The sequence below is a fragment of the Staphylococcus pseudoxylosus genome (genome assembly GCF_003697915.1).
Classification (GTDB): Bacteria; Bacillota; Bacilli; order Staphylococcales; family Staphylococcaceae; genus Staphylococcus; species Staphylococcus pseudoxylosus.
In genome coordinates, this window is sequence record NZ_RCVN01000076.1 from 1 (window position 1) to 319 (window position 319).

The 319-nt window shown below is 32.0% G+C and carries 1 protein-coding gene; it reads left to right on the plus strand.

From position 1 onward, the window contains the following. The coding region (locus D9V42_RS14865; RefSeq protein ID WP_483009892.1) for a P-loop NTPase family protein at positions 1-319 on the plus strand (319 nt) is incomplete at both ends.

Consider the following 319-nt stretch of genomic DNA (forward strand, 5'->3'; position numbering starts at 1 on the left):
GTTTGATTGCTAAAGCCTTGCTTGAATATTTACCATTTGATTTAACCTGCACGTATGATTCGTACCAATTTGATGGCGAAAATGTTAGTAGATTGAGTCAATATTATGGTCATACAATTGGCTATATTTCTCAAAATTATGCAGAAAGTTTTAACGACCATACTAAATTAGATAAACAGTTAACTGCGATTTATCGTAAGCATTATAAAAGTAGTAAAGAAGAGGCTTTGTCAAAAATTGACAAGGCTTTGTCGTGGGTTAATTTACAAAGCAAAGATATATTAAACAAATATAGTTTCCAACCTTCTGGGGGCCAATT